28 protein-coding genes, 1 tRNA gene, 1 pseudogene and 1 riboswitch are annotated in these 26,869 nt (G+C 65.5%); of the genes and pseudogenes, 10 read left to right on the top strand and 20 right to left on the bottom strand.

Going from position 1 to position 26,869, the window contains the following annotated elements:
* Positions 1-81 precede the first annotated feature (81 nt).
* Positions 82-546, top strand: a complete 465-nt coding sequence (locus CQW49_RS03050; RefSeq protein ID WP_003611011.1) for an MmcB family DNA repair protein — start codon at positions 82-84, stop codon at positions 544-546.
* 5 nt (positions 547-551) lie between these two features.
* Here the strand turns inward: CQW49_RS03050 and CQW49_RS03045 are convergent, their stop codons facing one another.
* From CQW49_RS03045 to yajC, 7 genes are all read right to left on the bottom strand, one after another.
* A complete protein-coding gene (locus CQW49_RS03045) occupies positions 552-1,136 on the bottom strand; it encodes an ActR/PrrA/RegA family redox response regulator transcription factor (protein WP_040566586.1) in 585 nt (194 codons plus the stop codon).
* A 38-nt stretch (positions 1,137-1,174) separates the two neighbouring features.
* A complete protein-coding gene (locus CQW49_RS03040) occupies positions 1,175-2,470 on the bottom strand; it encodes an ActS/PrrB/RegB family redox-sensitive histidine kinase (protein ID WP_338065200.1) in 1,296 nt (431 codons plus the stop codon).
* Positions 2,471-2,648: 178 nt separating this feature from the next.
* Positions 2,649-3,542, bottom strand: coding sequence for a phytoene/squalene synthase family protein (locus tag CQW49_RS03035; RefSeq protein ID WP_003611016.1), 894 nt, complete (start codon positions 3,540-3,542; stop codon positions 2,649-2,651).
* Positions 3,543-3,722: 180 nt separating this feature from the next.
* A complete protein-coding gene (locus CQW49_RS03030) occupies positions 3,723-4,103 on the bottom strand; it encodes an Mth938-like domain-containing protein (protein ID WP_003611017.1) in 381 nt (126 codons plus the stop codon).
* 9 nt (positions 4,104-4,112) lie between these two features.
* Positions 4,113-5,081: a protein translocase subunit SecF gene (gene secF / locus CQW49_RS03025; protein WP_003611019.1), complete on the bottom strand. Its 969-nt coding sequence runs from the start codon at positions 5,079-5,081 to the stop codon at positions 4,113-4,115.
* Positions 5,082-5,094: 13 nt separating this feature from the next.
* Positions 5,095-6,684: a protein translocase subunit SecD gene (gene secD, locus CQW49_RS03020; RefSeq protein ID WP_003611020.1), complete on the bottom strand. Its 1,590-nt coding sequence runs from the start codon at positions 6,682-6,684 to the stop codon at positions 5,095-5,097.
* 77 nt (positions 6,685-6,761) lie between these two features.
* Positions 6,762-7,232: a preprotein translocase subunit YajC gene (yajC, locus tag CQW49_RS25375; protein ID WP_003611022.1), complete on the bottom strand. Its 471-nt coding sequence runs from the start codon at positions 7,230-7,232 to the stop codon at positions 6,762-6,764.
* Between the two features lie 259 nt (positions 7,233-7,491).
* Between yajC and CQW49_RS24995 the strand changes: the two genes are divergently transcribed.
* Entirely contained in the window at positions 7,492-7,845 is a 354-nt protein-coding gene (locus CQW49_RS24995; protein ID WP_024749317.1) for a hypothetical protein, read from the top strand.
* Between the two features lie 26 nt (positions 7,846-7,871).
* On the opposite strand, the gene argE is transcribed toward CQW49_RS24995, so the two are convergent.
* The 3 genes from argE to CQW49_RS02995 all read right to left on the bottom strand — a co-directional run bounded on the left by argE (position 7,872) and on the right by CQW49_RS02995 (position 12,442).
* Complete coding sequence (gene argE / locus CQW49_RS03005; RefSeq protein WP_003614952.1) at positions 7,872-9,032, bottom strand: acetylornithine deacetylase; 1,161 nt, start codon at positions 9,030-9,032, stop codon at positions 7,872-7,874.
* A 7-nt stretch (positions 9,033-9,039) separates the two neighbouring features.
* On the bottom strand, positions 9,040-9,432 hold the full coding sequence (gene apaG, locus CQW49_RS03000) for a Co2+/Mg2+ efflux protein ApaG (RefSeq protein ID WP_003614954.1): 393 nt from the start codon (positions 9,430-9,432) through the stop codon (positions 9,040-9,042).
* 505 nt (positions 9,433-9,937) lie between these two features.
* Positions 9,938-12,442 carry a TonB-dependent receptor gene (locus CQW49_RS02995; protein WP_003614956.1) on the bottom strand — a complete coding sequence of 835 codons (2,505 nt, stop codon included), beginning with the start codon at positions 12,440-12,442 and terminating at the stop codon, positions 9,938-9,940.
* A gap of 98 nt (positions 12,443-12,540) precedes the next feature.
* Here CQW49_RS02995 and CQW49_RS24990 point away from each other — a divergent pair, with 98 nt between their 5' ends.
* From CQW49_RS24990 to CQW49_RS02975, 4 genes are all read left to right on the top strand, one after another.
* On the top strand, positions 12,541-13,017 hold the full coding sequence (locus CQW49_RS24990; protein ID WP_003614959.1) for a hypothetical protein: 477 nt from the start codon (positions 12,541-12,543) through the stop codon (positions 13,015-13,017).
* Between the two features lie 151 nt (positions 13,018-13,168).
* Complete coding sequence (locus CQW49_RS02985) at positions 13,169-13,525, top strand: hypothetical protein (protein ID WP_003614961.1); 357 nt, start codon at positions 13,169-13,171, stop codon at positions 13,523-13,525.
* Between the two features lie 102 nt (positions 13,526-13,627).
* Positions 13,628-13,882 (top strand): hypothetical protein, encoded by a 255-nt coding sequence (locus CQW49_RS02980; protein WP_003614962.1) that lies wholly within the window; start codon positions 13,628-13,630, stop codon positions 13,880-13,882.
* A 34-nt stretch (positions 13,883-13,916) separates the two neighbouring features.
* Complete coding sequence (locus CQW49_RS02975; protein ID WP_003614963.1) at positions 13,917-14,189, top strand: hypothetical protein; 273 nt, start codon at positions 13,917-13,919, stop codon at positions 14,187-14,189.
* Here the strand turns inward: CQW49_RS02975 and CQW49_RS02970 are convergent.
* Complete coding sequence (locus tag CQW49_RS02970; RefSeq protein ID WP_003614965.1) at positions 14,143-15,342, bottom strand: O-succinylhomoserine sulfhydrylase; 1,200 nt, start codon at positions 15,340-15,342, stop codon at positions 14,143-14,145. The two genes, CQW49_RS02975 and CQW49_RS02970, sit on opposite strands and share 47 nt — an antisense overlap.
* 51 nt (positions 15,343-15,393) lie before the next feature.
* A riboswitch (SAM riboswitch) is annotated at positions 15,394-15,472 on the bottom strand.
* Positions 15,473-15,815: 343 nt separating this feature from the next.
* Here CQW49_RS02970 and CQW49_RS02965 point away from each other — a divergent pair.
* The gene (locus tag CQW49_RS02965; protein WP_040566589.1) at positions 15,816-17,252 is read left to right on the top strand and encodes an MFS transporter; all 1,437 of its coding nucleotides are present in this window, start codon (positions 15,816-15,818) and stop codon (positions 17,250-17,252) included.
* Between the two features lie 107 nt (positions 17,253-17,359).
* On the opposite strand, the pseudogene CQW49_RS25370 reads toward CQW49_RS02965, so the two are convergent.
* Both CQW49_RS25370 and CQW49_RS02955 read right to left on the bottom strand, forming a co-directional pair.
* Positions 17,360-18,313 (bottom strand): annotated as a pseudogene (locus tag CQW49_RS25370) (acyltransferase family protein); the annotation flags it as partial.
* A gap of 236 nt (positions 18,314-18,549) precedes the next feature.
* Positions 18,550-19,212, bottom strand: a complete 663-nt coding sequence (locus CQW49_RS02955) for an SOS response-associated peptidase (RefSeq protein ID WP_003614971.1) — start codon at positions 19,210-19,212, stop codon at positions 18,550-18,552.
* Between the two features lie 113 nt (positions 19,213-19,325).
* Here CQW49_RS02955 and CQW49_RS02950 point away from each other — a divergent pair, with 113 nt between their 5' ends.
* Positions 19,326-20,474 (top strand): PepSY-associated TM helix domain-containing protein, encoded by a 1,149-nt coding sequence (locus tag CQW49_RS02950; protein WP_003614973.1) that lies wholly within the window; start codon positions 19,326-19,328, stop codon positions 20,472-20,474.
* Here the strand turns inward: CQW49_RS02950 and CQW49_RS02945 are convergent, their stop codons facing one another.
* Both CQW49_RS02945 and CQW49_RS02940 read right to left on the bottom strand, forming a co-directional pair.
* On the bottom strand, positions 20,475-21,044 hold the full coding sequence (locus CQW49_RS02945; protein WP_003614976.1) for a hypothetical protein: 570 nt from the start codon (positions 21,042-21,044) through the stop codon (positions 20,475-20,477).
* Between the two features lie 70 nt (positions 21,045-21,114).
* On the bottom strand, positions 21,115-21,531 hold the full coding sequence (locus tag CQW49_RS02940; protein ID WP_024749324.1) for a copper resistance CopC family protein: 417 nt from the start codon (positions 21,529-21,531) through the stop codon (positions 21,115-21,117).
* A 334-nt stretch (positions 21,532-21,865) separates the two neighbouring features.
* On the opposite strand from CQW49_RS02940, the gene CQW49_RS02935 reads away from it, so the two are divergent.
* A complete protein-coding gene (locus tag CQW49_RS02935) occupies positions 21,866-22,972 on the top strand; it encodes a HupE/UreJ family protein (RefSeq protein WP_040566249.1) in 1,107 nt (368 codons plus the stop codon).
* A gap of 159 nt (positions 22,973-23,131) precedes the next feature.
* Here CQW49_RS02935 and CQW49_RS24290 read toward each other — a convergent pair whose 3' ends face one another.
* Positions 23,132-23,524 carry a hypothetical protein gene (locus tag CQW49_RS24290; protein ID WP_155931216.1) on the bottom strand — a complete coding sequence of 131 codons (393 nt, stop codon included), beginning with the start codon at positions 23,522-23,524 and terminating at the stop codon, positions 23,132-23,134.
* Positions 23,525-23,686: 162 nt separating this feature from the next.
* Positions 23,687-23,776 (bottom strand) — tRNA-Ser (locus CQW49_RS02930).
* A gap of 222 nt (positions 23,777-23,998) precedes the next feature.
* Between CQW49_RS02930 and CQW49_RS02925 the strand changes: the two genes are divergently transcribed.
* Positions 23,999-25,306, top strand: coding sequence for a M23 family metallopeptidase (locus CQW49_RS02925; protein WP_157926059.1), 1,308 nt, complete (start codon positions 23,999-24,001; stop codon positions 25,304-25,306).
* Between the two features lie 85 nt (positions 25,307-25,391).
* On the opposite strand, the gene CQW49_RS02920 is transcribed toward CQW49_RS02925, so the two are convergent.
* The 3 genes from CQW49_RS02920 to CQW49_RS26015 form a co-directional block, all read right to left on the bottom strand.
* A complete protein-coding gene (locus CQW49_RS02920; protein WP_081735653.1) occupies positions 25,392-25,847 on the bottom strand; it encodes a DUF4279 domain-containing protein in 456 nt (151 codons plus the stop codon).
* A 167-nt stretch (positions 25,848-26,014) separates the two neighbouring features.
* Complete coding sequence (locus tag CQW49_RS02915) at positions 26,015-26,575, bottom strand: DUF2199 domain-containing protein (protein ID WP_081735654.1); 561 nt, start codon at positions 26,573-26,575, stop codon at positions 26,015-26,017.
* Positions 26,576-26,677: 102 nt separating this feature from the next.
* The gene (locus CQW49_RS26015; protein WP_003612412.1) at positions 26,678-26,803 is read right to left on the bottom strand and encodes a hypothetical protein; all 126 of its coding nucleotides are present in this window, start codon (positions 26,801-26,803) and stop codon (positions 26,678-26,680) included.
* Positions 26,804-26,869 lie beyond the last annotated feature (66 nt).

Raw genomic sequence — 26,869 nt, 5'->3', positions numbered from 1 at the left:
TCGTTCGAGCGCTTGCGCGAGACCGGGCGTCGGGGCCAAGATCGCGCTCGTCGCCGCATCGAGACGGGCATGAGCGCCTGAATGGATTTCGCACCTTTCCCGCCAGCCGGCGTGAGCCTTCGCGAGGAGAACGCGCGCCTCGTGACGCGCGGGACGCGCCGCTATCTGCGTGCGGCCGGCTTCTCGATATTGACCGAGCTGCCGCTGCCGGGCGGGCGGCGCGCCGATCTCGTCGCCCTCGCGCCCGACGGCGTGATCCGCATCGTCGAGGTCAAATCCTCGCTCGCCGATTTTCGCGCCGATCATAAATGGATGGATTACCGCATCCATTGCGACCGTTTCTATTTCGCCGTTCCCGGAGATCTGGAGCCGGATGTCTTTCCCGCCGACGCCGGGCTCATCGTCGCCGACGGCCATGGCGCGCTGCTGCTGCGTGAGGCGCCTGTGCATCGTCTCGCTCCGGCGAGCCGCAGGGCGATGCTGCTGCGCTTCGCCGGCGCGGCGGCGGAGCGTCTCTATCTCGCCTCGCATCGCGACGAGCGTTGACCGCGTCATCGCGGCGCGCGCTTGGCCAATATGCGCTGCAGCGTGCGGCGGTGCATGTTGAGCCGGCGCGCCGTCTCCGAGACGTTGCGGTCGCAGGACTCATAGACGCGCTGAATATGCTCCCAGCGCACCCGGTCGGCCGACATGGGGTTTTCGAGCGCGTCGGGTTTCTCGATCTGCGTCGCCATCAGCGCATGGTAGATTTCGTCGGCGTCGGCGGGCTTGGCGAGATAATCGAAGGCGCCGAGCTTCACCGCCGTGACCGCCGTGGCGATATTGCCATAGCCGGTCAGGATGATGCCGCGCGAATCGGGACGTTTCTCCTTCAGCCGCGAGATCACGTCTATGCCATTGCCGTCGCCGAGCCGCATGTCGATGATGGCGAAGGCGGGGGCGGCGGCCTCGACCGCGGCGAGCCCCTCGGCGACCGTCTCCACCGCGGTGACGGCGAAGCCGCGCGCTTCCATGGCCCGCGTCAGCCGCGTGAGGAAGGGCTTGTCGTCCTCGACGATCAGCAGCGAGCGCTCGTGCGGCAGCTCGGCGGCCTCGTCGAAATCGGCGTCCTCGGCGCTGTTCTCTTCGATCGTCATTGCGTCGCCGTCCCGGATCATGGTCCCCCCTGAATATATCACTGCTGCGCGTCGGGCGAAGCCGTTTGTTCTTCTCCCGCCCACGCATCGGCGGGCGCGGCGTTGCGCTCCAGCGCCGAGCGCGGCCAGACGATCGTCACCTTGGCGCCCGTTTTCGGCGGCGGCACATTGGCGGTCGTCACCGTGGCGCCGGAGCGCTCGAGCAGGGTCTTGGCGATGAAGAGGCCGAGGCCGAGGCCGGCGCCCGGCTCGGTCTTGGTGCGGCGAATGGTGGAGCGTCCGCTCACATAAGGATCGCCGAGCCGATTGAGAATATGCTGCGAGAAGCCCGGGCCGTCGTCCTCTATGACGACGACGACCAGATTGCGCGACCAGGAGGCCTCGATCCTCACCTTCGAATGGGCGAAATCGACCGCGTTCTCGACGAGATTGCCGAGGCCGTAGACGATGGCCGGATTGCGCATGAAGGCCGGCTCGTCCGGCGGGCCGCTCTTGACCACCTCGACGTCGACGCCGAAGGCGCGGTGCGGCTCGACCACCTCCTGGATCAGCGTCTCCATCGAATGCTGATCGAGGAGCCCGCCCGTGTCCTCCGAGCCGAGCGAGACCAGCTTGCGGAGAATCTCCCGGCAGCGCAGCGCCTCCTGCGCCAGCAGAGCGAGATCGTCGGCGAGCGCCGGCGCGTTCTCCGGCACGGATTTCTGCAGCTCCTTGGTGACGAGCGCGATGGTCGCGAGCGGCGTGCCGAGCTCATGGGCCGCAGCGGCGGCGAGCCCGTCGAGAGCCGAGAGATGCTGCTCGCGCTCCAGCACCAGCTCGGTCGCGGCGAGCGCGGTGGAGAGCAGCCGCGCCTCGTCGGATACGCGCGCGGCATAGAGACCGACGAAGGCGGCGCTGAGCACCAGCGAGGTCCAGACGCCGGTGCGATAGAGCAGCGGGAAATGCAGCTGCACGCCTTCGTACCAGGGCAGAGGCAGGAATTCGACGGTGAGGATCGTCGCTGCGGCGATCATCAGCAGGCCGAGCAGAATGGTGAGCTTGCGCGGCAGCGACACCGCCGAGATCATCACCGGCGCGAGGAACAGCATGGCGAAAGGATTGGCGACGCCGCCGGTGAGATAGAGCAGGGCCGAGAGCTGCAATATGTCATAGGACAGGAGCAGCGCCGCCTCGCTGTCGTCGAGCCGGAAGGTGCGCGGCGTGCCGAGCCGCAGCGCCACATTGAGGCAGGCCGAGGTGGCGATGGCGATGAAGCTGAGGCCGATAGGAAAATCGAAGTTGAAGTAAAATAGGTCGCGAGCGTCGCTATGGTCTGGCCGATGATCGCCAGCCAACGCAGAATGATCAGTGTGTCGACGCGAAGCTGTCTCGCTTGATGGCCGAAATCGGCGTCGGCTGGATTGGTCATGAATCCGTCCGTTTCGAGATGTCCGCCGGACTCGGCGCGAAACTGCGGGGAGTCGGTCGGTCGCGCGTTTTCTTTGTCGTGCCGAGCGTCGGATGGGATGGAGCTCATAGTCCCCCGCTGCGGGCGGCGCGCCAGAGCCGCCATTGCCGGCGCCATTGCGCGGGCGGAGCCGGCGGCCGGAACGGATCATAGGCCGCGCCTTCCATCGGCCGCAGATAGAGCGGAACGAGCGCTGCGGGCAGCAGCGCCGCGCGGGCGGCGCCGTCGTCGCGGATGGAGCGCCTGGCGGTCTCGTAATGGGCGCGGGCGCGCGCGCTCAGCTCGGCGAGGGCGGCGCGCGTCGTCGGCGTCGCGCGCGCATGGGCGAAGTCTTCCTCGGCGCGATGGCGCGCCATGAGCTCGGCGGGAACGAATCGCTGACCGAGCGCGATGTGGCGGGGCAGGGAACGCATCACCCAGGCAAGCCCGGCGGCGCGGCCGGCGCTGCGCAGCGCCTCGTCCTGGCGCGCGGCGTCCTCGGCGTCGATGGCGGCGGCCCGCCAGCGCATCGGCGCGCCGAACACATTGTCGCAATAGGTTTCGAGAGCCTCCATCGTCTCCATCGGCTCGTCATAGAGGTCGAACACATGGGCCTCGAGCAGGCGGACGACCTCCTCCCGCGCGATGGCGCGCCGGTCCAGCGTGTCGATGAGCGCATCGGCGATCGGATGCGCGCGCGCGCCGCCGCTCTCCTCGCCCGCTCCCGCTTCGCCCGGCGCCTCCAGCGCGTCATACCACCATCGTAGACGCATTTCCCCGAGCAGGGGCTGCGACGTCTTGGCGCGCACGCCGGCGACCTCGACCGCGAAGGCGCCGATGGCGTGAAGATGCGGGCGCGCCTGCGCTGGCGCGAAGAGGGTGGCGAGCCAGAGGTCGATGTCCTGCTCGCGGACGAGCTTCTCGCAGCGCCGGTAATTCTCTGCGAGCTCGGCGTCGCTGTGTGTCGGCGCGTCGTCCATCTCGATTGGCTCCGCTACTCTCGAGAATAGCGCCATGATTCGAGTCGCGGGAGTCGGGGCTCGTCATTGCGAGCGAAGCGAAGCAATCCTTCAGCCGTGGGGCGGCTCCTGGATTGCTTTCGCTACGCTCCTCGCAATGACGCCGCCCCATTCTTCACGGCTTCTCATGACGCAGGAGAACTAAACGGCGATGAGCACCGCAGCGACGCGCCGATCCTCGTCGATCAGCATATTATAGGTGCGCACGGCCGGGCCAGTCGCCATCGGCTCGACCATGATTCCGCGCGCGCGCAAGCGGGCTTGGAGCGCGGCGCCGAGCGGGCGCAGATTGGCGCCGGCGCCGAAGATCAGCAGCTCGACGGCCTCCGGCGGCTCGGCGAGGAGCGGCGCGACCATCGCTTCGTCGACGGCGGCGGCGTCAAAGGCGTCGATCGCATGAACGCCCGACGGCAGCGCGAGCAGCGAGCCGCGATGCGACATTTCGGCGAAGCGGAAGCCGCCGTCGCCATAGGCGTCGATCTTGTGCCGTCCCGGCACGAATCCCCGCCCTTGCTCCGCCACGGCCGCGCCTCAGGCCGCCTTCGGCTTCGCGCGCGCGGCTTTGGCCGGCTTGCTCGGCGCAGGCTCGGGCGCTTTGTCATTCTCGTCGCTGCGCAGGCCGAGATAGATCAGCATCGGCGAGCAGATGAACACCGAGGAATAGGTGGCGACGAAAATGCCCCAGATCATCGCCAGCGAGAAGCTGCGGATCACATGGCCGCCGAAGATCGCCAGCGATAATAGCGCGAGGAACACGGTCGTCGCCGTCATGATGGTGCGCGGCAGCACGGCGTTGATCGACAGATCGATCATCTGATCCGTCGGCATCTTCTTATATTTGCGCATCATCTCACGGATTCGGTCGAGCACGACGACGGTCTCGTTCAGCGAATAGCCGACGATGGTCAGGATCGCCGCGATCGAGGTCGTGTTGAACTCGAGCTGGGTGATCGAGAAGAAGCCGACCGTGAGCAGAAGATCGTGCATCGTCGCGATGACGGCGCCGATAGCGAACTGCCATTCGAAGCGGAACCAGAGATAGGTGAGCACGGCGACGATCGATAGAACGACGCCGAGCGTGCCCGATTGCACCAATTCGCCGGAGACGCGCGGGCCGACCACCTCGACGCGGCGCAGATCATAGTCGCCGCCGACGGCGCTGCGCACCTTCTCCACCGCGGCCTGCTGCGCGGCGTCGCCGCCGTCCTGCAGGCCGAAGCGCAAGGTCGCGTCCGCCTCATTGCCGAAGGCCTGCACCTCGACGTCGCCGAGCGCCAGCGTCTCGACCGTCTTGCGCAGCGTGGCCATCTCGGCGTGGCCGGATTTGGCGCGCACCTCGATCACCGTGCCGCCGGCGAAGTCGATGCCGAAATTCATGCCGTGAAGGATGAACAGCAGCACCGATGCGATCGAGAGGACCGCCGAGAAGGGATAGCTCACGCGGCGGAACCGCATGAACGGGAATTTGGTGTTCTCCGGGGCGAGACGCAGGAGCTTCATCTGTTTCACACCCTCAGATCGGCAGGCGCGTCGGACGCGCGAAGTGATACCAGGCCGCGATCATCATGCGCGTCATCGTCACGGCGGTGACGATGGTCGTCAGAATGCCGAGCGCCAGCGACACGGCGAAGCCGCGCACCGGGCCGGAGCCGAGGAAATACAGGATCGCCGCGGCGACGAACATGGTGACATTGGAGTCGACGATCGTCGCGAAGGCGCGGTTGAAGCCGGCGTCGAGCGAGGCGAGGATCGAGCGTCCGCCATGCTGCTCCTCGCGGATGCGCTCATAGATCAGCACGTTCGAATCGACCGCCATGCCGATCGTCAGCACGATCCCGGCTATGCCGGGCAGTGTCAGCGTGGAGCCGGTGAGCACGAGGCCGGCGAAGATGAAGGCGATATGGACGAACAGCGCCAGATTGGCGAAGATTCCGAACACGCCATAGGTGATCAGCATATAGACGACGACGAGGCCGGCGCCGACATAGGCGGCGCGCTTGCCGGCGTCGATCGAATCCTGGCCGAGGCCGGGACCGACCGTGCGCTCCTCGACGATGTCGAGCTTGGCGGGCAGGGCGCCGGCGCGCAGCAGGATCGAGAGGTTGTTGGCCTGCTCGACCGTGAAATGGCCGGAGATTTGTCCCGAGCCGCCGGTGATCGGCGTCAGGATGCGCGGCGCCGAGATCACCTTGTTGTCGAGCACGATGGCGAAGAGGCGGCCGACATTCTTCGAGGTCACGTCGCCGAACTTCTGCGCGCCGCGAATGTTGAAGCGGAAGTTGACGACCGGCTCGCCATTGCGCTGGTCGAAGCCGGGCTGGGCGTCGGTCAGATCCTCGCCCTGCACCATCACCTGCTTCTCGATGCCGATCTTGCCCTGCTGCTCGGTCTGCTCGAGCTCCTCGGTCTCCGAAGGGCTCGCGCCGGGCTCGGCGACGAGGCGGAATTCGAGCTTGGCCGTCTGGCCGAGGATGGTCTTCAGCTGCTCGGGGTCCTGCAGTCCGGGCACCTGCACGATGATTCGGTCGTCGCCCTGGCGCTGAATGCTCGGCTCTCTGGTGCCGAGCGCGTCGACGCGGCGGCGGATGACCTCGATCGACTGGTCGACCGCGCGTCGCACCTTGTCGGTGACGCCGACCTCGGTGACGACGATCTGAATGAGTCCGTCCTCGCCCTCGCGCACTTCGAGCGGCGGCGCGCCGCCCATCCGCGCCGCGCCGAAGCCCTGCGCCAGCTGGCGCAGCTTGGGCATCGCCTTGGCGCGGTCGGCGGCGTCCGGAACGCGCAGCTGCACGCCGCGCGCCTGCGCGCCGATGCCGCCGGTGATGGCGATTTTTTCCTCGCGCAGGATGCGGCGCACGTCGTCGCGCAGATTGGTCACCTGTGTGTGCAGCACGGAGGCCTTGTCGACCTCCAGCATCACATAGGAGCCGCCCTGCAGATCGAGGCCGAGCACGATGGTGCGCGGCTGCGCCCATTCGGGCAGCGCCTTGGAGATCGCCTGCAGGCTCGCCGGCGAGACGAGGCTCGGAACGACGACGAAAATAGCGGAGAGCGTCAGCGCCAGAACGGCGATGATCTTCCATTTGGAGAAGCGCAGCATCGAGCATCCGTTCGATGAAAATGCCGCGCGCGCCGGCCGATCCGGCGCGATTGCGGCGAGCGATTATCGCCGTTGCGTCAGCGCGCGGCGGCTTGATCCTTTACCGGCTCGCCCTTGGCGCGCACGTCGGAGATCGCCTGGCGGACTATGCGCACGCGCACATTCTGCGCGATCTCGACCTCCACCTCGGCGTCGTCGATCGTCTTGGTGACCTTGCCGACGAGGCCGCCGGTGGTGACGACGGTGTCGCCGCGGCGCACGTTCTTCAGCGCTTCCTTCTGCTCCTTGGCGCGGCGGTTCTGCGGCCGCAGCACGATGAAGTAGACGATGAGCGTGATGAACAGCAGCGGTACGAATTGCATCATCGAATCGGGAGCGGGCGGGGGCGGCGCTGCGGCGTCCGGAGCGCTCTGCACCGAGGCGGTCGGCGGAACGGGCGGGGCGGCCGGGGCGGGGGCTGCAGGAGCGGGGGGAGCCGGGGGCGCGGGAGGCGTCGGAGAGGCGGGCGCCGGATCGGTCTCGGCTTGAGCGGTCTGGATCAATTTCATGTTCGATCTCTTGGAAGCGGCGGACGCGCCTGGAGCCGTCCCCGAAAGGGCGGCCGACGGGCGCGGACTATAGCCGCCCGCTTCCCGAAATCAATGGCGGCGCCGCCCTCGCGTCTCGCGCGGCCGTCGGTGGGAAAAAAACTCGAACTGTGCGACAACGCACAGGGCGCGAGCAGCCTCGGGGGGTAGCCTCTGTCCTCACAGCGGCGGCGCAGCGCAGTTTGCCGGCTTCGCGGCCGCTCGAACGGAGGTGACCACAATGTCGAACAAATATCTTTTGGTCCTCGCTCTCGGCGCGGCCCTCGCGGCGCCGTCGGCGGCGCTCGCGCAGCATGGACATGGCGGCGGCGGTCATGGCGGCGGCGGACACCATGGCGGCGGCGGCGGCGGTGGTTGGCACGGCGGTGGTGGCGGAGGCTGGCATGGCGGTGGCGGCGGTTGGCATGGCGGCGGCTGGCACGGCGGCGGAGGCGGCTGGCGCGGCGGCGGCTGGCATGGCGGTCCTCGCTACTTCGGCGGCGGCCGCGGCCGCTATTGGCGAGGGCGTTGGTGGGGCTATGGCGTCGGACCGTGCTGGCGTTGGGTCGGCACGTGGGTCTGGGCCTGCTACTGAGCCGGGAGACCGGGATGCTCGGCGCGTCAGGCGCCGAGCTCTCGCGCCAGCGAGCGCATGAACTCAACGCAGGCGGCGAGCTGCGCCACCTCTATATATTCGTCGGGCTGGTGCGCCTCGTCGATGCGCCCCGGTCCGCAGATCACGCTGGCGATTCCTGCTCGCTGGAACTGGCCGGCCTCGGAAGCGTAGGGCACGGCGACGGTGTGATTGGCGCGGGCGAGCCGCAGCGCCAGAGTCTCCGCCGGCGAGCCGGGCTGCGGCGCGAGGCCGGGAACCGCCACCTCGATCTCCGTCGTGATTCCCGTTCCCGGGAAAGCGGCGAAATAGCGCTCGTTCAGCGCCTGCGTGAACGCCGCCAGCCGTTTTTCCACGAAACCGGCGGCGTCGATTCCCGGCACGCCGCGCACCTCCCAATGGAAGGCGCAGTCCTTGGCGACGATATTTCGCGCCGTGCCGCCTTGAATGACGCCGATGTGCAGGCTGGACCAGGGCGGATCGAATCGCCCGGTCGGATCGCCCATGGCGACGAGCTCCTCGCCGAGACGCAGCAGCTCGCCGGCGACGAGCGCCGCCGCATGCACGGCGCTGGCGCCGCGGTGCAGATTGGCCGAGTGAATCTCGTGGCCGACCACTCTCGTCACATAAGTGCTGACGCTCTTATGCGCGTCGGCGACGCGCATCGAGGTCGGCTCGCCGATCACCGCCGCGCCCGGACGCGGCAGTGCGTCGCCGAAACGGGCGATGAGATCGAGCGGACCGAGGCAGGTCGTCTCCTCGTCATAGCTCAAAAAGATGTGGATCGGCCTCTGCAGCGCCGCCGCTTTGAATTCCGGGACCATGGCGAGGCAGACGGCGCCGAAGCCTTTCATGTCGACGGCGCCGCGGCCGATCAGCCGCTCGCCCTCACGGCGCAGCGCGAAGGGATCGCCGGTCCAGTTCTGGCCGGCAACCGGCACGACGTCGGTGTGGCCGGAGAGAACGATGCCGCCGTCGACATTCGGGCCGATGGTGGCGAACAGCGCCGCCTTGTCGCCGGTGGCGTTGGGCGCGACGACGAAGGGAACGCCCTCGCCGCGCAGATAATCGGCGACGAAGTCGATGAGCGGCAGATTGCTCCTCGAGCTCTCGGTGTCGAAAGCGACCAGCCGCCCGGTCAGCTCGATCGTCCGCTCCAGCGTCGACATGCGCGCCTCAGTTCAGCGTCGGCTTGGAAAGAGGGCTGTCGAGCGAGAAGGCGGGCACTTCGATGTCGAAGGTCTCGCCACCCTCGGTGATCATCGTATAGCTCCCCTGCATCATTCCGGACGGCGTCGACAGTGGACAGCCGGAGGCGTAGCGAAAGCTCTCGCCGGGCTCGAGAATCGGCTGCTCGCCGACGACCCCCGGTCCCTTCACCTCCTCACGACGGCCGTAGGCGTCGATGATGATCCAGTGCCGGGACAGCAGCTGGACTCTCTCCTTGCCGAGATTGGCGATCTCGATCGTATAGGACCAGACGAACCGGTCCTGGGCGGGGTCGGAGCGCTCCGGCAAAAAGTCGGGAAGCGCGGTGACCTGAATGTCGCGAGTGACGGATATATACATAGATCCTACTCTAGAGCGCATGACGGCCGAGGGGAATGGGGTTCCGATGGTCGTGGCGCGACGCCCTCCCGGGCCCCGCAAAGCGACTGTAGCAAAATCTGTGACATTCTCGACAAAGCTCGAGGCAAAAGGCGCGGCGCCCTGAGCGTTTGGTCATTTGCTCGGCGGCTCCTGCCCCGTTGCTGTCGCGATCTCCGCGGCGGGGCGCGCCTGATTCTGTCGGAAGGCGATCGTGGGTCTGGCGCTGGCTTCCGGGCCATCGTCTAGCGCTGTGCGGCCTCGTCTGCATGGGCGTCGTCGCGATGCATGCGTCGGATGCGCCGTCCATGAACGGCCGGGTCTCGTCGTGGCCAAGTGAATTCAATAGCTTCTCGAAAGTGTTGATGAATACGCCCCCGCTTGCTTCTCCGTGTCGAGCTTGCGCCCGATCGTCTCGGGTCATGCGCCGCGAGGAAGGGAAGGCCCTCCTCGCGGCGCGATCACGCATTTCGCACGGGCGGAGCCGTCAGCGCGTAATCGTCGGCGAGCCTCCGCTGAGCGGCGCGTTTCCGCCGCCCCCGGCAGGCGCGTTGTAACCGCCATTTCCCGATGCCGAGGCAGTCTGCTGTGGGCCGCCGAAATCATATTTCACGCCGAGGAAGAAGGTGCGCTGCGGATAGGGGTTCGGGTTCACGAGATATTTGTAGCGCCCGATATTGTCGATGCCCGCCGTGAGCGTCCAGTTCGGCGCGAATTTGTAATTCGCCTTGGCGTCGAACACGAGATAGGAGCTGTCGGTGTTGCCATAGACGTCGTGGCTGAAGTCGGTGTTGGTGAGCTGCGTGAAAGCGCCCGTCGCGAAACGCACGCCGGCGGCGAGGGAGAAGTCCGGCGTCGGACTGTAGCTCGCCACCGCGCGCATGCGAATGCGCGGAATGCGCGGCACCTGATTGCCCTGGATATAGGGCATGGTCGAGTCCGACAGGATTTTAGCGTCGACGAAGGTCGCGCTGGCGTTGAAATTCAACCCCGGCACGTAGACATCCGTCATATTGATCGCGCCTTCGACGCCGCGTATGCGGATCTTGTCGATGTTCGACTGCGCGGTCGTCGAAAATCCGCCGATCAGAGTCGTCTGGCTGTTGATGAAGTTCCAGCGGTCGTCCATGAACAGGCTGACGCGCGGAACGATCATGCCCACGGCGCCGTTGAAGGCGTTGGCCCAGCGATATTCGCCGGTCGCCTCGTAATAGGTCGAGGATTCGGGCTGGAGATAGGGATTGTTGATGAGCTGGGAGTTGGGAGTCGTGATTCCCTGGAACAGCTCTGTGACCGTCGGGAAGCGATAGTTTCGGGCGATCGAGGCGCGCATCAGGAACTCGGGCGTCACTTGATATTCGAGCGCGCCCTTGGGAGAGAAGGCGCCTTTCTGCGACGTTTGAAACTGAGTCGACGCCTTGCCCGGATTGTAATTGGCCCCGTCATAGGCGTCCCAAAAATCCCCACGAGCGCCGAGTGTCAGGCGCCATTGCGGGTGGAACTTCCATTCGTCCTGGAGATAAACGCCCTTCATGTCGACCTTGCCGTAATTGAGGGCCTTGATCGACGTATAGAAATTCGATGTCCAGTTCAAAGTGTTGGTCTGGACGCTGTTGAGCGAGTAGGTCCAGGCGTTGCCGCCGAACGACAGAACATGTCTGCCCAACATATCGACTTCGGGGCGATAGATCGCCCGGGCGTCGAAGGTGCGCCAGTAGTTGCCGCCCTGATTGACATTGGATCCAGAAGGATTTGTCGAATAGCTGATCGTGCCGTCGGCCGCGGCGGTCGGTATGAGCCCGTAGGATGTAGCCGAGTTTGTATAGTCGCGCAGGTAATTATATTGGGTCGCGACGAGATCGTAATCGAACACGCCGCCGGTGTCGCTCTTCAATTCCGCCGATTGCATGAGATGCGATGCATTCGAATGGGTCGGATTGAGGCCGGAGATCGAATAGGCTCCCAGCGCGCCGCCGATCAGCGTGTTCTTACCGAGATTATAGATCGGCACGCCGTCCTTCGTCGTCAGATAAGGATCGACGAAAGTGTCGTCGACGAGCGACCAGAAGCCGATCTGATATTTGGCGCGCACGCCCGGAGCGAGATCATAGGCGATCTTGAACTTGCCCATGTGCTGCTGGCTGTGATCGGCCCCGGCGCCGCCAGCGACGAGATTGTACGGCGTCCCGCTGGGGTCGGGCGCCAGCACGCCGCCGTAACCCTCGATCACATTCTTGCCCGCCGCCGACGTGCGTGGATTGAGAGAGAAAGTTTGCGTCTGCCCCTGCGCGTCGAGCCTGTCGTAGCCGAACCAGAACGACAGATCATTGATGCGGTCGCCGACGAGGATGTTCATATTCCCCGACAGATTGGTCGTGTTGGTGTTGTACCAGTTGAAGGGTTGCAGGGCCCCCGTGGCCGATGCATGCACTTCGAAATGGTCGGGCATGCGGGTCGTCACCGTGTAGACGCCGCTGAGCGAATTGCCGCCGTAAAGCGCCGACATCGGCCCGGCGATGACATCGATACGGTCGATTTCCGCGGGCGAGACCATGCCCCAGCGCGGCGGATAAGCGTAGGAATTGCCGAGATAATTGGAGAGCAGCACGCCGTCGGCGTAGACCATGGTGCGGGCGCTGTCCTGAGGATTGTTGACGCGGCCCTGCACTGTTGCGTTGCGGTCGCCTATGAAGCGCTCACGCACGAGCACGCTCGGCAGATATTTGAAGGTCTCGGCCGTCGTCATCGTATTGACGGTCTTGTCGATCTCCTCGCGCGTCGCCGAGCTGACCACGGTCGTGTGCGAGACGCTCTCCGGCACATAGGATCCGCTGAAAGGCTTCTTTTCTGCTGGCGCGGAGGAGCCGCCGGCGGACTGGCCGGCGACATCGATGGTCGGCAGCTCTTCCTGCGCATGAGCGGCGAAAGGGAGCGAGGCGAGCGCGAGAGCGCAGGCGGAAGCGCTGCGCAAAAGTCTGGATGATGGCGACATGAGTGGTGAATCCGTGCGTTTCGGCGGCGTTCGCCGACCGCTCACGCGCAGCAAAGGCGCGACGGGGCGGAACGAAACAGCCGTGCGAGGCGGAGACGATGCAGATGAAAGAGGCGGAGCGTTTCGCGTATCAGGCGCGCGGCGGAGCCCGGGCCTGCTGCGGCGCATGTGCGAGCTCTATGCGCGGAGCCGCGCCGACGAAAGTCGCTAAAAAGCCCGCAACCCGCGGACACGACGCCTGCGCCCAGTGCAAAACCGGAAGCAGCGTGTCCAAATTGGCGGAGCAAAACGGACAGAAAGCGCACTGGCGCTTGGAGCGTCCGTCGTCGTCGGGGGTGGAGCCGTGTCGATGGCAATGCGGCGGCGCGGCGATCGTCGAGCCGACTTTGGCCGCCGCGCTCGAAGGCATGACCAACCCGCTCAACGCCGACTGCACGACGAGGGCGAAGATCAGCAGCGCTGCGCGTAAACTGCCCGACTTCATCACCAAATCCCTTCAGGGCCGGCGCAGCCTTAACATGAAGAAGCCCCGGATTCAAATTCGGGCGGGTGTCGCTTGCCGCTCTTTGCGCTAGGGCTGCCGTAGCGCCGGAAGGCCGGTCGATTCATGTTGCGGCGCATCACATCAGGGTGCGCCGCAAACCAGGGAATTGCTTGCTCCGGCGCTTCGATTGCGCCAGAGTCCGGCCACGCCGCGCTTTGTGCGGCACTGCTCGTCGAGGCGGAATGGGTCGCAACTTCCTCTGCGCTCTGCTGTTCGCTCTGGCCCTGGCCGTTCAGGCCTTGGCGCCGGCGGCGGCGCGCATGGCGATGGGCTCCGACGCTCCGACGGCCTGCTCGACCGCGAGCGTCGTGATCTCCGCGGATGAGGCGCGACCCACCGGCCTGCCGCAAGTTTCGCCGGAGCTTTGCAGTCTCTGCGCTCTATGCGGCGGCGTCGCGCCGCCGGTCGCGCCACGCGCCGCCGTCTGCGCGGCGGCCATTCCCGCGAGCCTGACCGGCTGGGTGGTCGCCGATGACGAGAGCGCGCCGTCGCGCCACGATCATCTCATCCGGGCGCGAGCGCCTCCCGCCTTCTCCTGATCTGTCTCCGCAGACGACGCTGCCCGCACGCTTTTGAGCCGCGCGCCGTCGGTCCGCATGAAGCGACGAGTCGCGCGCCGCCGCGACAGGGAAGGGGAAGCCGTGTTTCAGTTATATGCCGTCAATCGCGCCGGAATGGGCGCATTCATTCGGGACTTCGTGCGCGTGTTTTCGAGCGCCGGCGCCGCGAGCGCTTTCGCCATGGAGCCGCCGCCGCGCGAATCGGTTGTGGCCGCCGACGCCGAGCCGCAGACCGCCGCCATTGCGCCGCCCTCCGTCCCACGGCCGCGCCGCAGCGGACGCCTCATCGATCTCGAACGGCGGGCCAAATTCGCCCGTTTCGACGCAACCCGCTGACGCCCGAGGCCGCGCGGAAAAGGGAGAATCCGAGATGCTGCAATCTGAACTTCTGGGAGGCGCGAGCCTCGAGGCGCTGACGCTGCTGCTCGCCTCGTCCTATGCCTTGGCCGAAAAGGTCAAGCTGTGGCGAGCCGGCGCGGCGGTCGCGCGCTCCGACGAGCGCGCCGACCTCGCTGTCGAGGAAGAGCTCATCGCCGCCAGCGCCCGTTCCCGCCGCCGCGCAGAGGCGATGCGTCCGCGCGGCCTCTCGCACTGTCTCAGCCGCGTCGAGACGCCGCGGATAGTCCGTATTCGAGGTCAGTGAGCAGATCCTCGATATCCTCGAGCCCGACCGACAGACGCAGCATGCCGTCGCCGACGCCGATGCGCGCTCGCGCCTCGGGCGTCAGCCGCTGATGCGTCGTCGTCGCCGGATGGGTGACGAGGCTCTTGGCGTCGCCGAGATTATTGGAGATTTTCACGACCTCCAGCGCATTGGCGAAGCGGAATGCGGCTTCCTTGCCGCCTTCGACATCGAAGCTGACGAGGGTGCCGCCGCCCGACATCTGCCGGCGCGCCAGCTCCGCCTGCGGATGATCGGGCCGGAACGGATAGAGCACGCGGGCGATCCCCTTCTGCTCGGCGAGGAAATCGGCGATGCGGGCGGCGCTCGCGGTCTGCTGCGCGACGCGCAGCGGCAGCGTCTCCAGCGCTTTCAGCATGGTCCAGGCGTTGAAGGGCGACAGAGCCGGCCCGGTCTGGCGCAGAAAATTATGAATGCTCTCCTCGATCAGCGCCTGCGAGGCGAGGATCACGCCGCCGAGGCAGCGGCCCTGACCGTCGATATGCTTGGTCGCCGAATAGACGACGACATCGGCGCCGAGCTCGAACGGCTTCTGCAGCAGCGGCGTCGCGAACACGTTGTCGACGACGAGGCGCGCGCCGGCCTCATGCGCGATGTTCGCGATGGCGCGAATGTCATAGACCTCGAGGCCGGGATTGGTCGGGCTCTCGAGGAAGAGCAGCTTGGTCTCCTTGCGGACCGCGGCCTTCCACTGCGCGAGATCCGAGCCGTCGACGAGCGTCGAGGCGACGCCGAAACGCGGCAGCAGATCCTCGACCACATAGAGGCAGGAGCCGAACAGAGCGCGGGCCGAGACGATATGGTCGCCGGCGCGCAATTGCGCGAGCAGAGCGGCGGTGACGGCGGCCATGCCGCTCGCCGTGGCGCGCGCGGCCTCCGCCCCCTCGAGCAGCGCCATGCGCTTCTCGAACATGGCGACGGTCGGATTGGAGAAGCGCGAATAGATGAAGCCCGGGTCCTCGCCCTTGAAGCGCGCCTCGGCCGCCTCCATCGTCGGATAGGCGAAGCTCTGCGTGAGGAACAAGGCCTCGGACAATTCGCCGAACTGCGAGCGGACGCCGCCGCCGTGAACGAGCTGCGTCGCAGGCCGCAATGGTTTTCGTTCTGAGCTCATGGATCGTCGTCTCCCCTGCGGCGCGTGGCGCCGTGGCGAAAAAAGCGGATTTCACGAGGAAACCCGGCCTTTTAGCGCGTTGTTTTACGTGGCGGCAAGCCGGCCGGCTCAAAGAACCACGTGACCGTGGCAGGATGAACCGAACCCGCCGGTCAAGTCAACCTCGCCCGCATCACGGAAACGGCCGTTCTTTTCGCCGTTTTTGTCCGCCAATCGTTTCTCTATCCTGCCCGCGACGCGGCGTCCGGCCGCGCCCGGGGTGGAGCAGGGCAATCGGGTGAAGGACCATATCCCTGACCCTCGTCCTGAGGAGCCCGCGAAGCGGGCGTCTCGAAGGACGGCAACGGGGAGAAGCCTTTAGATTTCGTCCCACGGCCGTCCTTCGAGACGCCGCCTGCGGCGGCTCCTCAGGACGAGGGTTGGTGATCTTATCCTTCACCGATTCCACTGCGGAGTGGAGAGGCGAGGCGGACATGCGTGACAGAGCGACGAGCGCCGTCATCGAATCGACCATTCCCGCGCGGCTCGACGCGCTGCCTTGGGGGCGATTCCACACGCTCGTCGTCGTCGCGCTAGGGGTGACCTGGATTCTCGACGGCCTCGAGGTGAGCCTCGCCGGCGCCGTGGCGGGCGTGCTGCGGGAGGAAGCGGGCCTTCGCCTCACCAGCGTCGAGGTCGGCGTCGCCAGCAGCGCCTATCTTCTCGGCGCCGTGCTCGGCGCACTGCTGTTCGGCTGGCTGACCGACAGGCTCGGCCGGCGCCGGCTGTTCTTCATCACATTGGCGATCTATCTCCTCGCCACGGCGGCGACCGCCGTCTCCTGGGACGCCGCCAGCTTCATCCTCTTCCGCTTTCTCGTCGGCGCCGGCATCGGCGGCGAATATGCGGCGGTCAGCTCCACCATTCAGGAGCTCATTCCCGCCCGCGTTCGCGGGTGGACCGATCTCGTCATCAACGGCAGCTTCTGGATCGGCGCCGCGGCCGGCGCGGCGGGCTCCTTCGTTCTGCTCGACCAGCTCGACCCCGCGCTCGGCTGGCGCGCCGCCTTCATGATCGGCGCCGTGCTCGGAACCGTGATCCTGCTCATGCGGCGCTGGCTGCCGGAGAGTCCGCGTTGGCTGATGCTGCACGGCTTCGAGGATGAGGCCGAAAAGATCGTCGCTTCGATCGAGCGGCAAACCATCGGTCATGAGGCGCGCCGCGATCCGTCATGGCCGGTGGTGCGGCTGCACGCGCGCGGCCATACGCCGATCGGGGACATTGCGCGGGCGCTGCTCAAACTCTATCCGCAGCGCACGCTGGTGGCGCTGAGCCTCATGGCGTCGCAGGCCTTTCTCTACAACGCCGTCTTCTTCACCTATGCGCTGGTGCTAACCGATTTCTACGGCGTCCCGCCGGAGGCGGTCGGCCTCCATATTCTGCCGCTCGCCGCCGGCAATTTCCTCGGTCCGCTGCTGCTCGGGCATTTTTTCGACAGTCTCGGACGCCGGGTGATGATCACCGCGACCTATGCCGTCTCCGGCGTCACGCTGCTCATTGTCGGCGCGCTGTTCGCGCAGGGGCTGCTGACCGTCGGTCAGCAGACATTCGGCTGGATGGTCGTCTTCTTCTTCGCGTCGGCCGCGGCGAGCGCGGCCTATCTCACCGTCAGCGAAACCTTTCCGCTCGAGATCCGGGCCATTGTGATCGCCATTTTCTATGCGGTCGGCACGGCGCTCGGCGGCGTCGTCAGTCCCTGGCTGTTCGCGACGCTGATCGGGACGGGGCTGCGCTGGAACGTCTTCGAAGGCTATGCCTTCGGCGCCGCCCTGATGGTCGGCGCGGCCTTGGTCGAATGGCGCTGGGGCGTCGCCGCTGAGCGCAAATCGCTGGAAGAGGTCTGCCCGCCGCTCACATTGGTCGATGATTGAAGCATGAGGCGCTTCAGGGCGCGTCGCGCCGTATCGGTGCGGCGTTCGAAGACGAACCACACGGCTGTCGCATAGACGAGCGCGGCGACGATGAACATGGCCATTTGCGCGAGCGCCGCCGCTCCCGGCTGCCGATGCGCGGGCGCGAGCAGCGCGAACCACAGCGCCAGCATCAGCGGATAATGCACGGCGTAGAGCGTGTAGGAAATTTCCGAGAGCCCGGCGGCGGCGCGCGCATAGAGGCCGCCGAGCGGGGGAAGGCGCGCGAGATCGCGCAGCCACAAGGCGACGACGCAGCCGAGCAATATGTCGCTCGCGAGCGTGCGCGACGCATGGGCGAAGCCGATCGCCGCGACTGTCGCAGCCGTGGCGAGAATCGCGCGCAGCGGCGAGCGCGTCGCCGGATGAGCGGCGGCGAAAGCGCCAGCGAGCCAGGGAAGTCCGAGGAGGGCCATCTCCTTCGGCGCCAGGGCGAGCACGAGGAGGCCCGCAGCCGAATAAGCGATGCGCGCCTTGCCGAGGCCGCGCAGCAGGCCGAAAGCGATGAGCGGAAAGGCGAGATAATAGCAGGCTTCGTTGGAAAGGCTCCACAGTGGGCGGTTTGAGCCGAACACCGGCGTCGCCACGGTCTGCAGGAAGAATAGATTGCCGAAGAAGGTCGCGAGCGAATGATCGGCGGGCGCAGCTTGCGTCGGACCGCTCGGGATGATCGCGTCCAGGGTGCCGTCATAGGCGCCGGGCGGACCGAGAGCGGCGCCGGCGGCGTCGAGCGCCGCGGTGAGGATCAAGGCCGGAACCAGCACGGTCCAAAGACGCGAGAGCCGCGCGGCGCCATAGTCGCCCCAGGAGAAACGTTGCTCGCGCATCGCGGCGAACGCCGAGCCGCCGACGAAAAACCCGCTGAGCACGAAGAAGACGATCACGCATTCATGGCCGAGGCCGCCGAGCGTGAACAGCAGCAGCTCGCCCGGCCCGCGCTGCTGCGCCTCGGCATAGGGGACGATCAGCAGCGCGCGCGCATGGCTGACGACCACGCCGAGCGCGCAGAGCCCGCGCAGCATGTCGAGATGCTGGAGACGATCACGCGGCTGATTCATCGACGCTCCTGTCGCAAGCATGTGAAGGGAATCACTTTGTCCAGAGGGCCGTCATGGCCGGGCTTGTCCCGGCTTGAAGAGCGAGCCTTCAGGCTCGCCCTTTCATCCCCGTCATCGGCTCACACCGCTATCGCATCTCATCCGTGCGATTGATCCGAAAAATGCGTCGGTTTCGAGGATCGCGAGCTTGGCTGCCGGGCCTACCGAGGCGCGAGCAGCGTCGGATCATCGTCGTCGGCGCCGGAGCGATTGACGCGCGACGAGACGATCCATTCGCGCAAGGCGTCCGCGCGCGCCGGGCGCAGCAGCGCGGCGGGCGCGTCGCCGCCGAGCCAGGCGTCGAAATCCGCTGGCGCGAGCAGCGCCGGCATGCGCTCGTGAAATTGCGCCATCCATTCATTGGCGGCGCCGACGATGATCGTCGCAGACAGAATATTCTCGCTGCTGTCGCCGTCGCGCCACTCGTCCCAAAGCCCCGCGAAGACGAGCGGCGCGCCATCCGGCGCGGAGAAATAATGCGGCGTTTTCGCGCCCGGCTTTCCCGTCCATTCATAAAAGCCGCTCGCCGGAATGAGGCAGCGGCGCGCCTCGAGCGCGGCGCGGAACATCGGCTTCGTGGCGACCGTCTCGGCGCGCGCGTTGAAGGTCGAGGGCAGCTCGCGCAGCGGCTTCTTCCACCAGGAGGGAACGAGACCCCAGCGCATCGAGACGAGCTCGCGTCCGCCGGCGCCGGCGCGCGCGACGTCGATCATCGTGGTGGGCGCGATATTATAGCGCGGCCGCAGATTGCGCGGCGGGCCGAGGAGGTTCAGGAAGGCCTCGACCTCCGACCATGTGTAGGCTTGCGTGAACCGTCCGCACATCGGCGCATCATAGGCGTCTCGCGCGTGCGAGCAAGTTGACAAGGCGCGCCGAAATCGCTCCCATTGCTCGGCGACGCCTCGCGCGCCGCATTGCCGAAACGGAGCCGGTTCTGATGCGTCGGCGAGAGGTCGCGCGTAAAATCCTTCTGTCGATCCATCGCATGATCGGCCTCTTCGGCGGCGCGGTCTTCGTCGTCGTCGCGCTCAGCGGCGGTCTTCTCGCTTTTCGCGAGGACATAGACGAATGGCTGAATGCGCCGATGATGCGTGTCGATCCGCCGGCGGAGGCGACCGCACGCACGCTCGACGAAATGTTCGCGGCGGCGATCGCCGCAATGCCGCCGGACGCCAAGCCCGAGCGGCTGACGACGCCGCGTCACGCGCGCGCCGCGGCCGCGATCAATTATCTCGTCGAGACCGACGATCTCGAGACCGATGTCCATCAGATCTTCGTCGATCCCTATCGCGCCAAGGTCACCGGACAGCGGCTTCTGCTGCATGGCGAGGATCAGCTGTCGCAGCCCTTCGTGCCGATCCTGATGGCCTTTCATTGGACGCTGCTGCTCGGCGTCGCCAATGCTTTTCTGATCGGCGCTCTCGGCGTCGCCGTCTTCGTCTCCATTCTCATCGGCCTCTTTCTGTGGCGACCGCGCAATGGCGATTGGCGGCTGGGCCTGAAAATCAAATGGGGCGCGAGCCAGGAGCGGATCGCCTATGACGCGCATCGCAGCGTCGGCCTGTATTTTTCCGCCATTCTGCTGGTGACGCTGCTCACCGGCGTCGCCATGATCTTCAAGCCCATGACGCGCGCAGCGACGAGCCTGTTCTCGCCGGTGCGCGCCGAGCCGGACTTCGGCCGCTCGAGCATCGACGCCGGCGCCGCGCCGATCGGCCTCGACGCCGCGGTCGCCGCGGCGGACAAAGCGCTTCCGGGCGGAAGGCTGCATTGGATATTGCTGCCGAGCGGGCCGGAGGGCGTCTATGTCGTCGGCAAGCAATCGGATGACGAGCCCAATCGCACCAAGACCTACAGAAATGCCGGCGTCGACCAATATAGCGGCCGCATTCTGCAGGTGCAGGACCGCGGCGATTTCTCCGCCGGCGAGAGAGTGCTGGAATGGCTGTTTCCGCTGCACAGCGGCGAGGCGTTCGGCGTGATCGGCCGGCCGCTCATGCTGCTGGTCGGCGCGGCGCCGCTCGTCCTCTTCGCAACGGGCGTGCTGCGATGGCGGCAGAAGCGCGCGCGCAAGCGACCGAGCTGATCACTGCCCGACCGAGATCGGCATTTCGATCTTGTCTTCCGCGCTCTTGCCCTCGCCGAAGGCGAGCTCGAGAACATATTTGCCGCGGTGCGAGAGCGGCGAGTCCAAGGTCACGAAGCCGGCGGGGTGTGGCTTGGCCGGCACGGAATTGAGGAGCTCGCGCGCGCCCTTCTGATCCAATTTGTAGAAGGACAGGCCGACGGGCAGGCTGCGCACGTCCTCTTCCATCAGCGTGACGGAAAAGATCGCTCGTCCGGTTCCCGGCACGCGGTCGCAGAGCTCGGAATATCGGCTCATGTCGTCGATCGCTCCGCCGGCGTTGTCGTCGGAATCGGCGAGGAAATAAGTGGTGAGACGCGCCGAATAGAAGTCGCTGACCTTGAGGCAATCGGCCATGGTGCGGTCGCCGGCCTTGACCGCTGGACGATAGAAATTGGCGTTCAAAAAATCATTCCACATCAGATTGAACGAGGGCCCCCAATAGGAATAGGAGAAGCCCGCGACATTGAGGCCGATGACGAGGCCGATGCCGGCGAGCAACAGCAAGTTCAGCCGCAGATTCGAGTTCATCGCTCACGCTTCCTTCCCGTGGAGAGCATGACGCTCTCGCTTTTTGTTTGTCACGAAGCATGGCCGCGCGCTACGGGCTCACCTCGAACTCCCAGGCGCCGCTGACGAGATGGCCGTCGGCCGAGAGCGCGCGATAGCGTGCGGTATATTTGCCGGGCGTCAAAGGCTCGACGCCGACGGAGACATGGCTCGGATCGGATTTGTCGATCGCGGCGTCGCGCTTGTCGACGCGCGCGCCCGCCGCGCTGATCACCGCGAGCGCCGCGAAAGCGTCGCGAATTCCTGCGTCGTACCACACTTCCACCTTGCCGATCGTGCTGGCGGCGGCGACGCCGTTCTGCGCGGGAAAGGTGCGCACGACGATCGCATGGACGCGTGAGATCGCGGGGCCGGCCTGCATCGGCGGCGGATGGGGAAGGGCGAAGGCGGACGCGATCGGCGCCGCCGCGAGCGCCAGAATCGCCAGCGCGCGAACGCGCTGCATCATCGTCCTGCGCGGTTCGGAAAGTTCGTGTGAAGCCCGCCGATGTTCGACTCGTGTCATGCTCGCCGACGCCTTGCTCGTCGTTTCAAAATGCGCCGCAACCGGCGTCGTTCTCATCGATGCTATGCGGCCTTCGGAGCGCGGGCAAGGCGTCGCCCTTCGCTGCTCCGGCGCTCTTCGCCCGAGCCTCGCGAGGCTTGCCGTCGTCGCTGCTTGTGTTTGCCGCTTTGATATGCACAATCTTAATTTATTGCATACGCCGTGCGCTCGCACGACGTCAAGGGAGGCGGCGGAAATGGCGGCGGGACTGGCGCGGCGGGCCACGAGACTTCTTGCGATGCTGACAGCGGCGCTCGCATTCGCGTCCGCAGCGAGCGCGCATACGGCGGATATTTCCAGCAGCCGCATCGCGCCGGAAGGGGAGGAGCGCTATCGCCTCGAGGTCGGATTTCTGGCGACCGACATCGAGCGCATGTTCGCCGATAACAAGCCCGGCGCCGATGTCGATCTCACCGAGCCCGGCGTGATCGAACGGATGATGGGGGAGTTCATCCGCAGCCGCGTCGATCTGCGCAACGAAGGCGGCGACAAATGTTCGAGCGCGGTCGTCTCGGTCGGCGCCGATCCGATCAATCCGCGCGACTCCAAGGTCGTGCTGCGCATGGATTGCAGCGGCGTGGAGGGACAGATTTTCTACGATCCGTTCCGCCTGCTGGAGGCGCAGGGACGGCGCGCCAAGCATCTCGTCGGCATGGGCGAGCCGATCGACGAGTCGAGGCTGACCGAGGCGCAGCGCGCGGGCGCCGAGCCGGCGCCGGGTCAGGTGATGATCTTCCCCGGCGATGCGCCGATCGATCTCTCCAAGCCGCTGCTCTCCCCCTGGGAGCTCGCGCCGAAATTCTTCGCCGCCGGCGTCGAGCACATCGTCACCGGCTATGATCATTTGTGCTTTCTCATCGCCGTGATGCTCTGGGCGACGCGCGTGCTTCCGGTGGTGAAGCTGGTGACCGCTTTCACCATCTCGCATTCGGTGACGCTGTCGCTCGCGGCGCTGCAGCTCGTCGATCTGCCGAGCCACTGGGTGGAGGTCGCGGTGGCGGCGTCGATTATCTATGTCGCGCTGGAGAATTTCTTCACGTCGAAGGTCGATGGCCGATGGCGTGACACTTTCGCCTTCGGCTTTCTGCATGGTTTCGCCTTCGCGAGCGGGCTCGTCGAGATCGGCGTGCCGCAGCGCGCCATTGTCCCGGCGCTGGCGAGCTTCAACATCGGCGTCGAGGCCGGACAGATCGGCGTGGTGCTCGCGTTCATGCCGCTGCTGCTGCTGATCGACAGGATTTTCAGCTCCGGCGTGCGCAGCCCGCGCCTCGTCCGCGTCCTATCCGCCGTTATCGCCTGTTTCGGCGCCTATTGGCTGGCGGAGCGCGTCCTCGGGGCGGGGTGAGGGGGGCGACGCTTCGCGCCCTTCGCGCTCGATCAGAGCCTATCGTGAGCCGCAGGCGCGCGTTTGACGCGGGCCTCGATAGGATTTCCGAGTTTGGCGGCGCGATGTTCGCCAAGCACGCAAAATTTCTCATGCAAAAACCCGAAGCCACAAGAACCGTTATGGCTCGCGCCATTTTATATCATGGATGTCGGGGTCGTTTTCCAGAATCTCTTTTACTGCATTTGTTAGCTTGGTGAGTTGCTGGGTTGTATCAATTACTTGTAAAAACTTTCTAATTTTGGTCGTTTTGGGGTCTGTGAATATTACAAATTGATCATCATCACCATATTGATGTCCGCAGCACAGAGCCAATCGAAAATTGTCGTTTTGAATGGGGAGATAGCAACCCCAATCTTCGATAATTATGTCTATGATTATAATGTCGCGCTCTTTGAGTTTTTGAGAAATGTATTCCGCTAATCTGTTACCCCATAAACCAGGATTCATTTCATGCTCCTCCCGATCGTATGGAGGAAATTTTAAAGAACGAAATTCTACAAATGTTTTCATATTTGTCTCAAAACTATTCTCTAGGCATGGCTATGCGCTTGTTCCGTCATGAGTGCGCAGCCTCGTTGTAGCGAATGCTGCGCCAGAATGAGGCTACGAGCTCATACTCCACCAGGAGTGCAAGCATCGATTGACCGGCAAGCTTCTTTCGGCTTCGAGGGCTGGCGGAGAGGGAGGGATTTGAACCCCCGATACGGTTGCCCGTATGCCGCATTTCGAGTGCGGTGCATTCAACCACTCTGCCACCTCTCCAGGGGCGTAGCGAAGGCGCGCCTTCGCCGCGGTTGCGCCAGATAGCACGCGTCGGCGCGCGCAATCAAGACCGTCGCTCGCGTCTTTCTCCATCGGCTCGCGGACGGCCCTTAGGGCCGTGTTTGGAGAGCGTTAACCTTAATGCCGTCTATTCGCCCCGAACCCGCGCGGGCGGGAAATTTCGGATCGATGCGCCGGGATGAGCCCGGCCGGAACATGCGCATGCGAGACCAAGACCAAACGCCCCGATCCGTCCCGCTCGCTTTCGATCTCTCGCTCGGCTCTTGTCGCCGGCGAATCGAGCTCGGGGCCGCCGGAGCGCTCGCCCTCGGCCTCACGCTGGTCGTCGCCTGCGTCGTTCTCCCCGGAGCCGCCGCCTTCTTCGCGTTTCGCGACGACATGCTCGCCGATCTCGGCGATCGGCAGGCGCAGATGCGCTACGCTTATGAGGACCGCCTGGCGGCGCTGCGGCTGCGGCTCGATCAGGCCACCAGCCGCCAATTCGCCGATCAGGACGATGTCGAGAGCAAGCTGCGCGCGCTGGTGCTGCGCCAGGCGACGCTGGAGACGCGCGCCGCGGTTGTCGCGCGGCTCGTCGAGGGCGTCGCCGGCGAGGACAAGACCGCTGCATCCGCCGGCCGTGCGCGCGTCGCCGCGCCGGCGCCGCCCGCGAGTCCCAGCGCCCCGGCCGCCTCCGGCAAGCCCGAGCCCGGCGGCATGGAGCTGCGTCTCCATCCCGACGACGCGCACGCGGCGCCGCCGAAGAAGCAGGTGGATGCGGCGGTCCCCGCCGCGCCCGCCGCTGGCGCGCCGCTCGAGGAGCGCATCGACCGCCTCGCCGCCTCGATGGATCGCATCGAGCGCGAGCAGACGATGCGCGTGGCGCGGCTCGTCGAGCCGGTGCGCGCCGCGGCGCGCAAGCTGCGCGGCGCTTTCGACGCGGCCGGCCTGCCGCCCGAGCGATTCGTCCGCAAATCCGCCGCCGCCGCCTTCGTCGGCGGGCCCTATGTGCCGGCGGAGCGGCGCATGAGCGATCTCTTGTTCGAGCGCGAATTATTCGCTGTCCAGGATGCGGCGGCGACGCTGGACGGACTGCGCAAGGCGCTGCCGAGCGTGCCTTTGCGCAAGCCGCTCGCCGGCGAATTGGAGCTCACCTCGAGCTTCGGCTATCGCACCGATCCGTTCTTCGGCCGTCCGGCGCTGCACACGGGCGTCGATCTGCGTGACGATTACGGCGCGCCGGTGCGGGCGACGGCGGCGGGCGTCGTCGCCTTCGCGGGGCCCAGCGGCGGCTATGGGCAGATGGTCGAGATCGACCATGGCGCCGGCCTCGTCACCCGCTACGCGCATCTCTCCAGCATCCTCGCCAGCGTCGGCCAGCCGCTGGAGGCGGGCGCCGTCGTCGGCCGCATCGGCTCGACGGGGCGCTCGACCGGGCCGCATCTGCATTACGAGGTGCGCATCGACGGCGAGCCGGTCGATCCGACGCGGTTCTTGCGGGCGGGGGCGGTGCTGGCGGAGGTAAGGTGAGGGGGCAGATCGTCGGCTCATGACCCGAAACAGTTATTCAGATTCGAGAAAAATAGCGCTTGCAAAACCTTTGATATTTGTGTGCCTATGTTTCGGAACCACCATTATAGACGTCCAGTGATAGGGCAATGTGAAGGTCGGCTAATCTTGCCAACAGCTCGGGCTCAAATACCTCGCCACTGTTGTGATAAAACGTCCAGCCGATGAAAAACTCGATATGTCCGCCTGTGCTTCGGATTGACTTGAAATATTCTCTGAACGGCGAAAGACGGTCGAGCAATTCGTTTAGTGCCTCGACCAAGCCTCGCTCGCGGTATTCCGCTTCGCAAAGAGTCGCGTACCAATAGCTGAGCTTATAAACGCCGCTTAGCGGTGTCCCGACACGGGTTCTCCTCGCTTCACCCGCGCGCCACGTCCATTCCGGCTCAATGCCAAGAGCTGCCGTTATGTCTCGCGGGTCAATGTCGGAGTGGCGAACCCGCAATGTCACTACGTACGAATAGTGCCTTCGCTCCGATTCTGCGTCCTCACCCTGCGACATTTCTGCTCGTCCAATTGAGCGCTCATGAGAGCTGTTGATAAAGACGATCGGGTGTTGGCAAAGCCAACACGCTGCCCGTGTTCGTTGCGTTTTGGCATATTTGGAGTTGTTGCAACCCAAAGGAATCGGAGGCCGCGAGGTCGATCAACCAATTTCTGATCGGGTTCTCAGCGATGCGGCAACAGAGTTGCGACCATTTCCTCGATCTTCGCCAATGAGACGCCGTTTTGTTGAGCGATCGCGAAAGGATGATCGGTCGGTTCCAGTATGATTGCCGGTCGCTGATTGTTGTTTCTCAGGCGAACGCTCGTCTTCAGTCCGAGAGTCGGCGGGTAGAGGCTCACGTCGTTGCAGAGCAGGCCGAAAATTGGCGGCTCGTTCTCGACATCCGCGGTCCACAAGTCGAGCACGCGCTTGAAATTGTCTTCCGCCACCGAGACCCATAGGCCGAAAATGAACTTCTTCTCATGGTCGACGATGGGGATTTCGACGCAGCCCCGGACGAAAAAGTCCTTGCCGCCGATCATGCAGAGATTTTCGTCGAGCCGGTTGCCGGGGTTGCTCAGGCGATCCTCAGGGATGGTGAACCATTGATCCGGCGCCGAGGCGAAAAAGTCGAGTGGAAGGCCGTTTTGCTGTCGACCGCAGCACGCGCAAATCCAAATATGCTCAAGCATGGAGGGTAATTCCTTTTCAAAGTTTGAACTCTCGCGTGATTGAACGCGCATGGCTTCGGCTCAGCGCCTATCTCGAATCAGGAGCCGCCCCGCGGCTCTGGATTGCTTCGCTCCGCTCGCAATGACGGCCAACTGTTCTGGGCTAAGCGTATTTTAAGCAATCGATTCGGCGAGCAACTCCATGATCGCGTGATCTTCGCAGGTTTCCAACACGCCTTGGCCGGCGAGGAAGTCGTCGAAGGTCTCTTTACTCACGCCGCCTTTCTCTCTCCGCGTCATCGGATCGCCTCGGCGTTGGGTGTTTCGGCGAACTCTTTTCCTGGTCACGCTCCGCATTTCGCTCCC

The sequence above is a fragment of the Methylosinus trichosporium OB3b genome (assembly GCF_002752655.1).
GTDB lineage: Bacteria > Pseudomonadota > Alphaproteobacteria > Rhizobiales > Beijerinckiaceae > Methylosinus > Methylosinus trichosporium.
The sequence above is the reverse complement of the archived record's forward strand: the minus strand, read 5'-3'. Positions and strand labels throughout refer to the sequence as shown.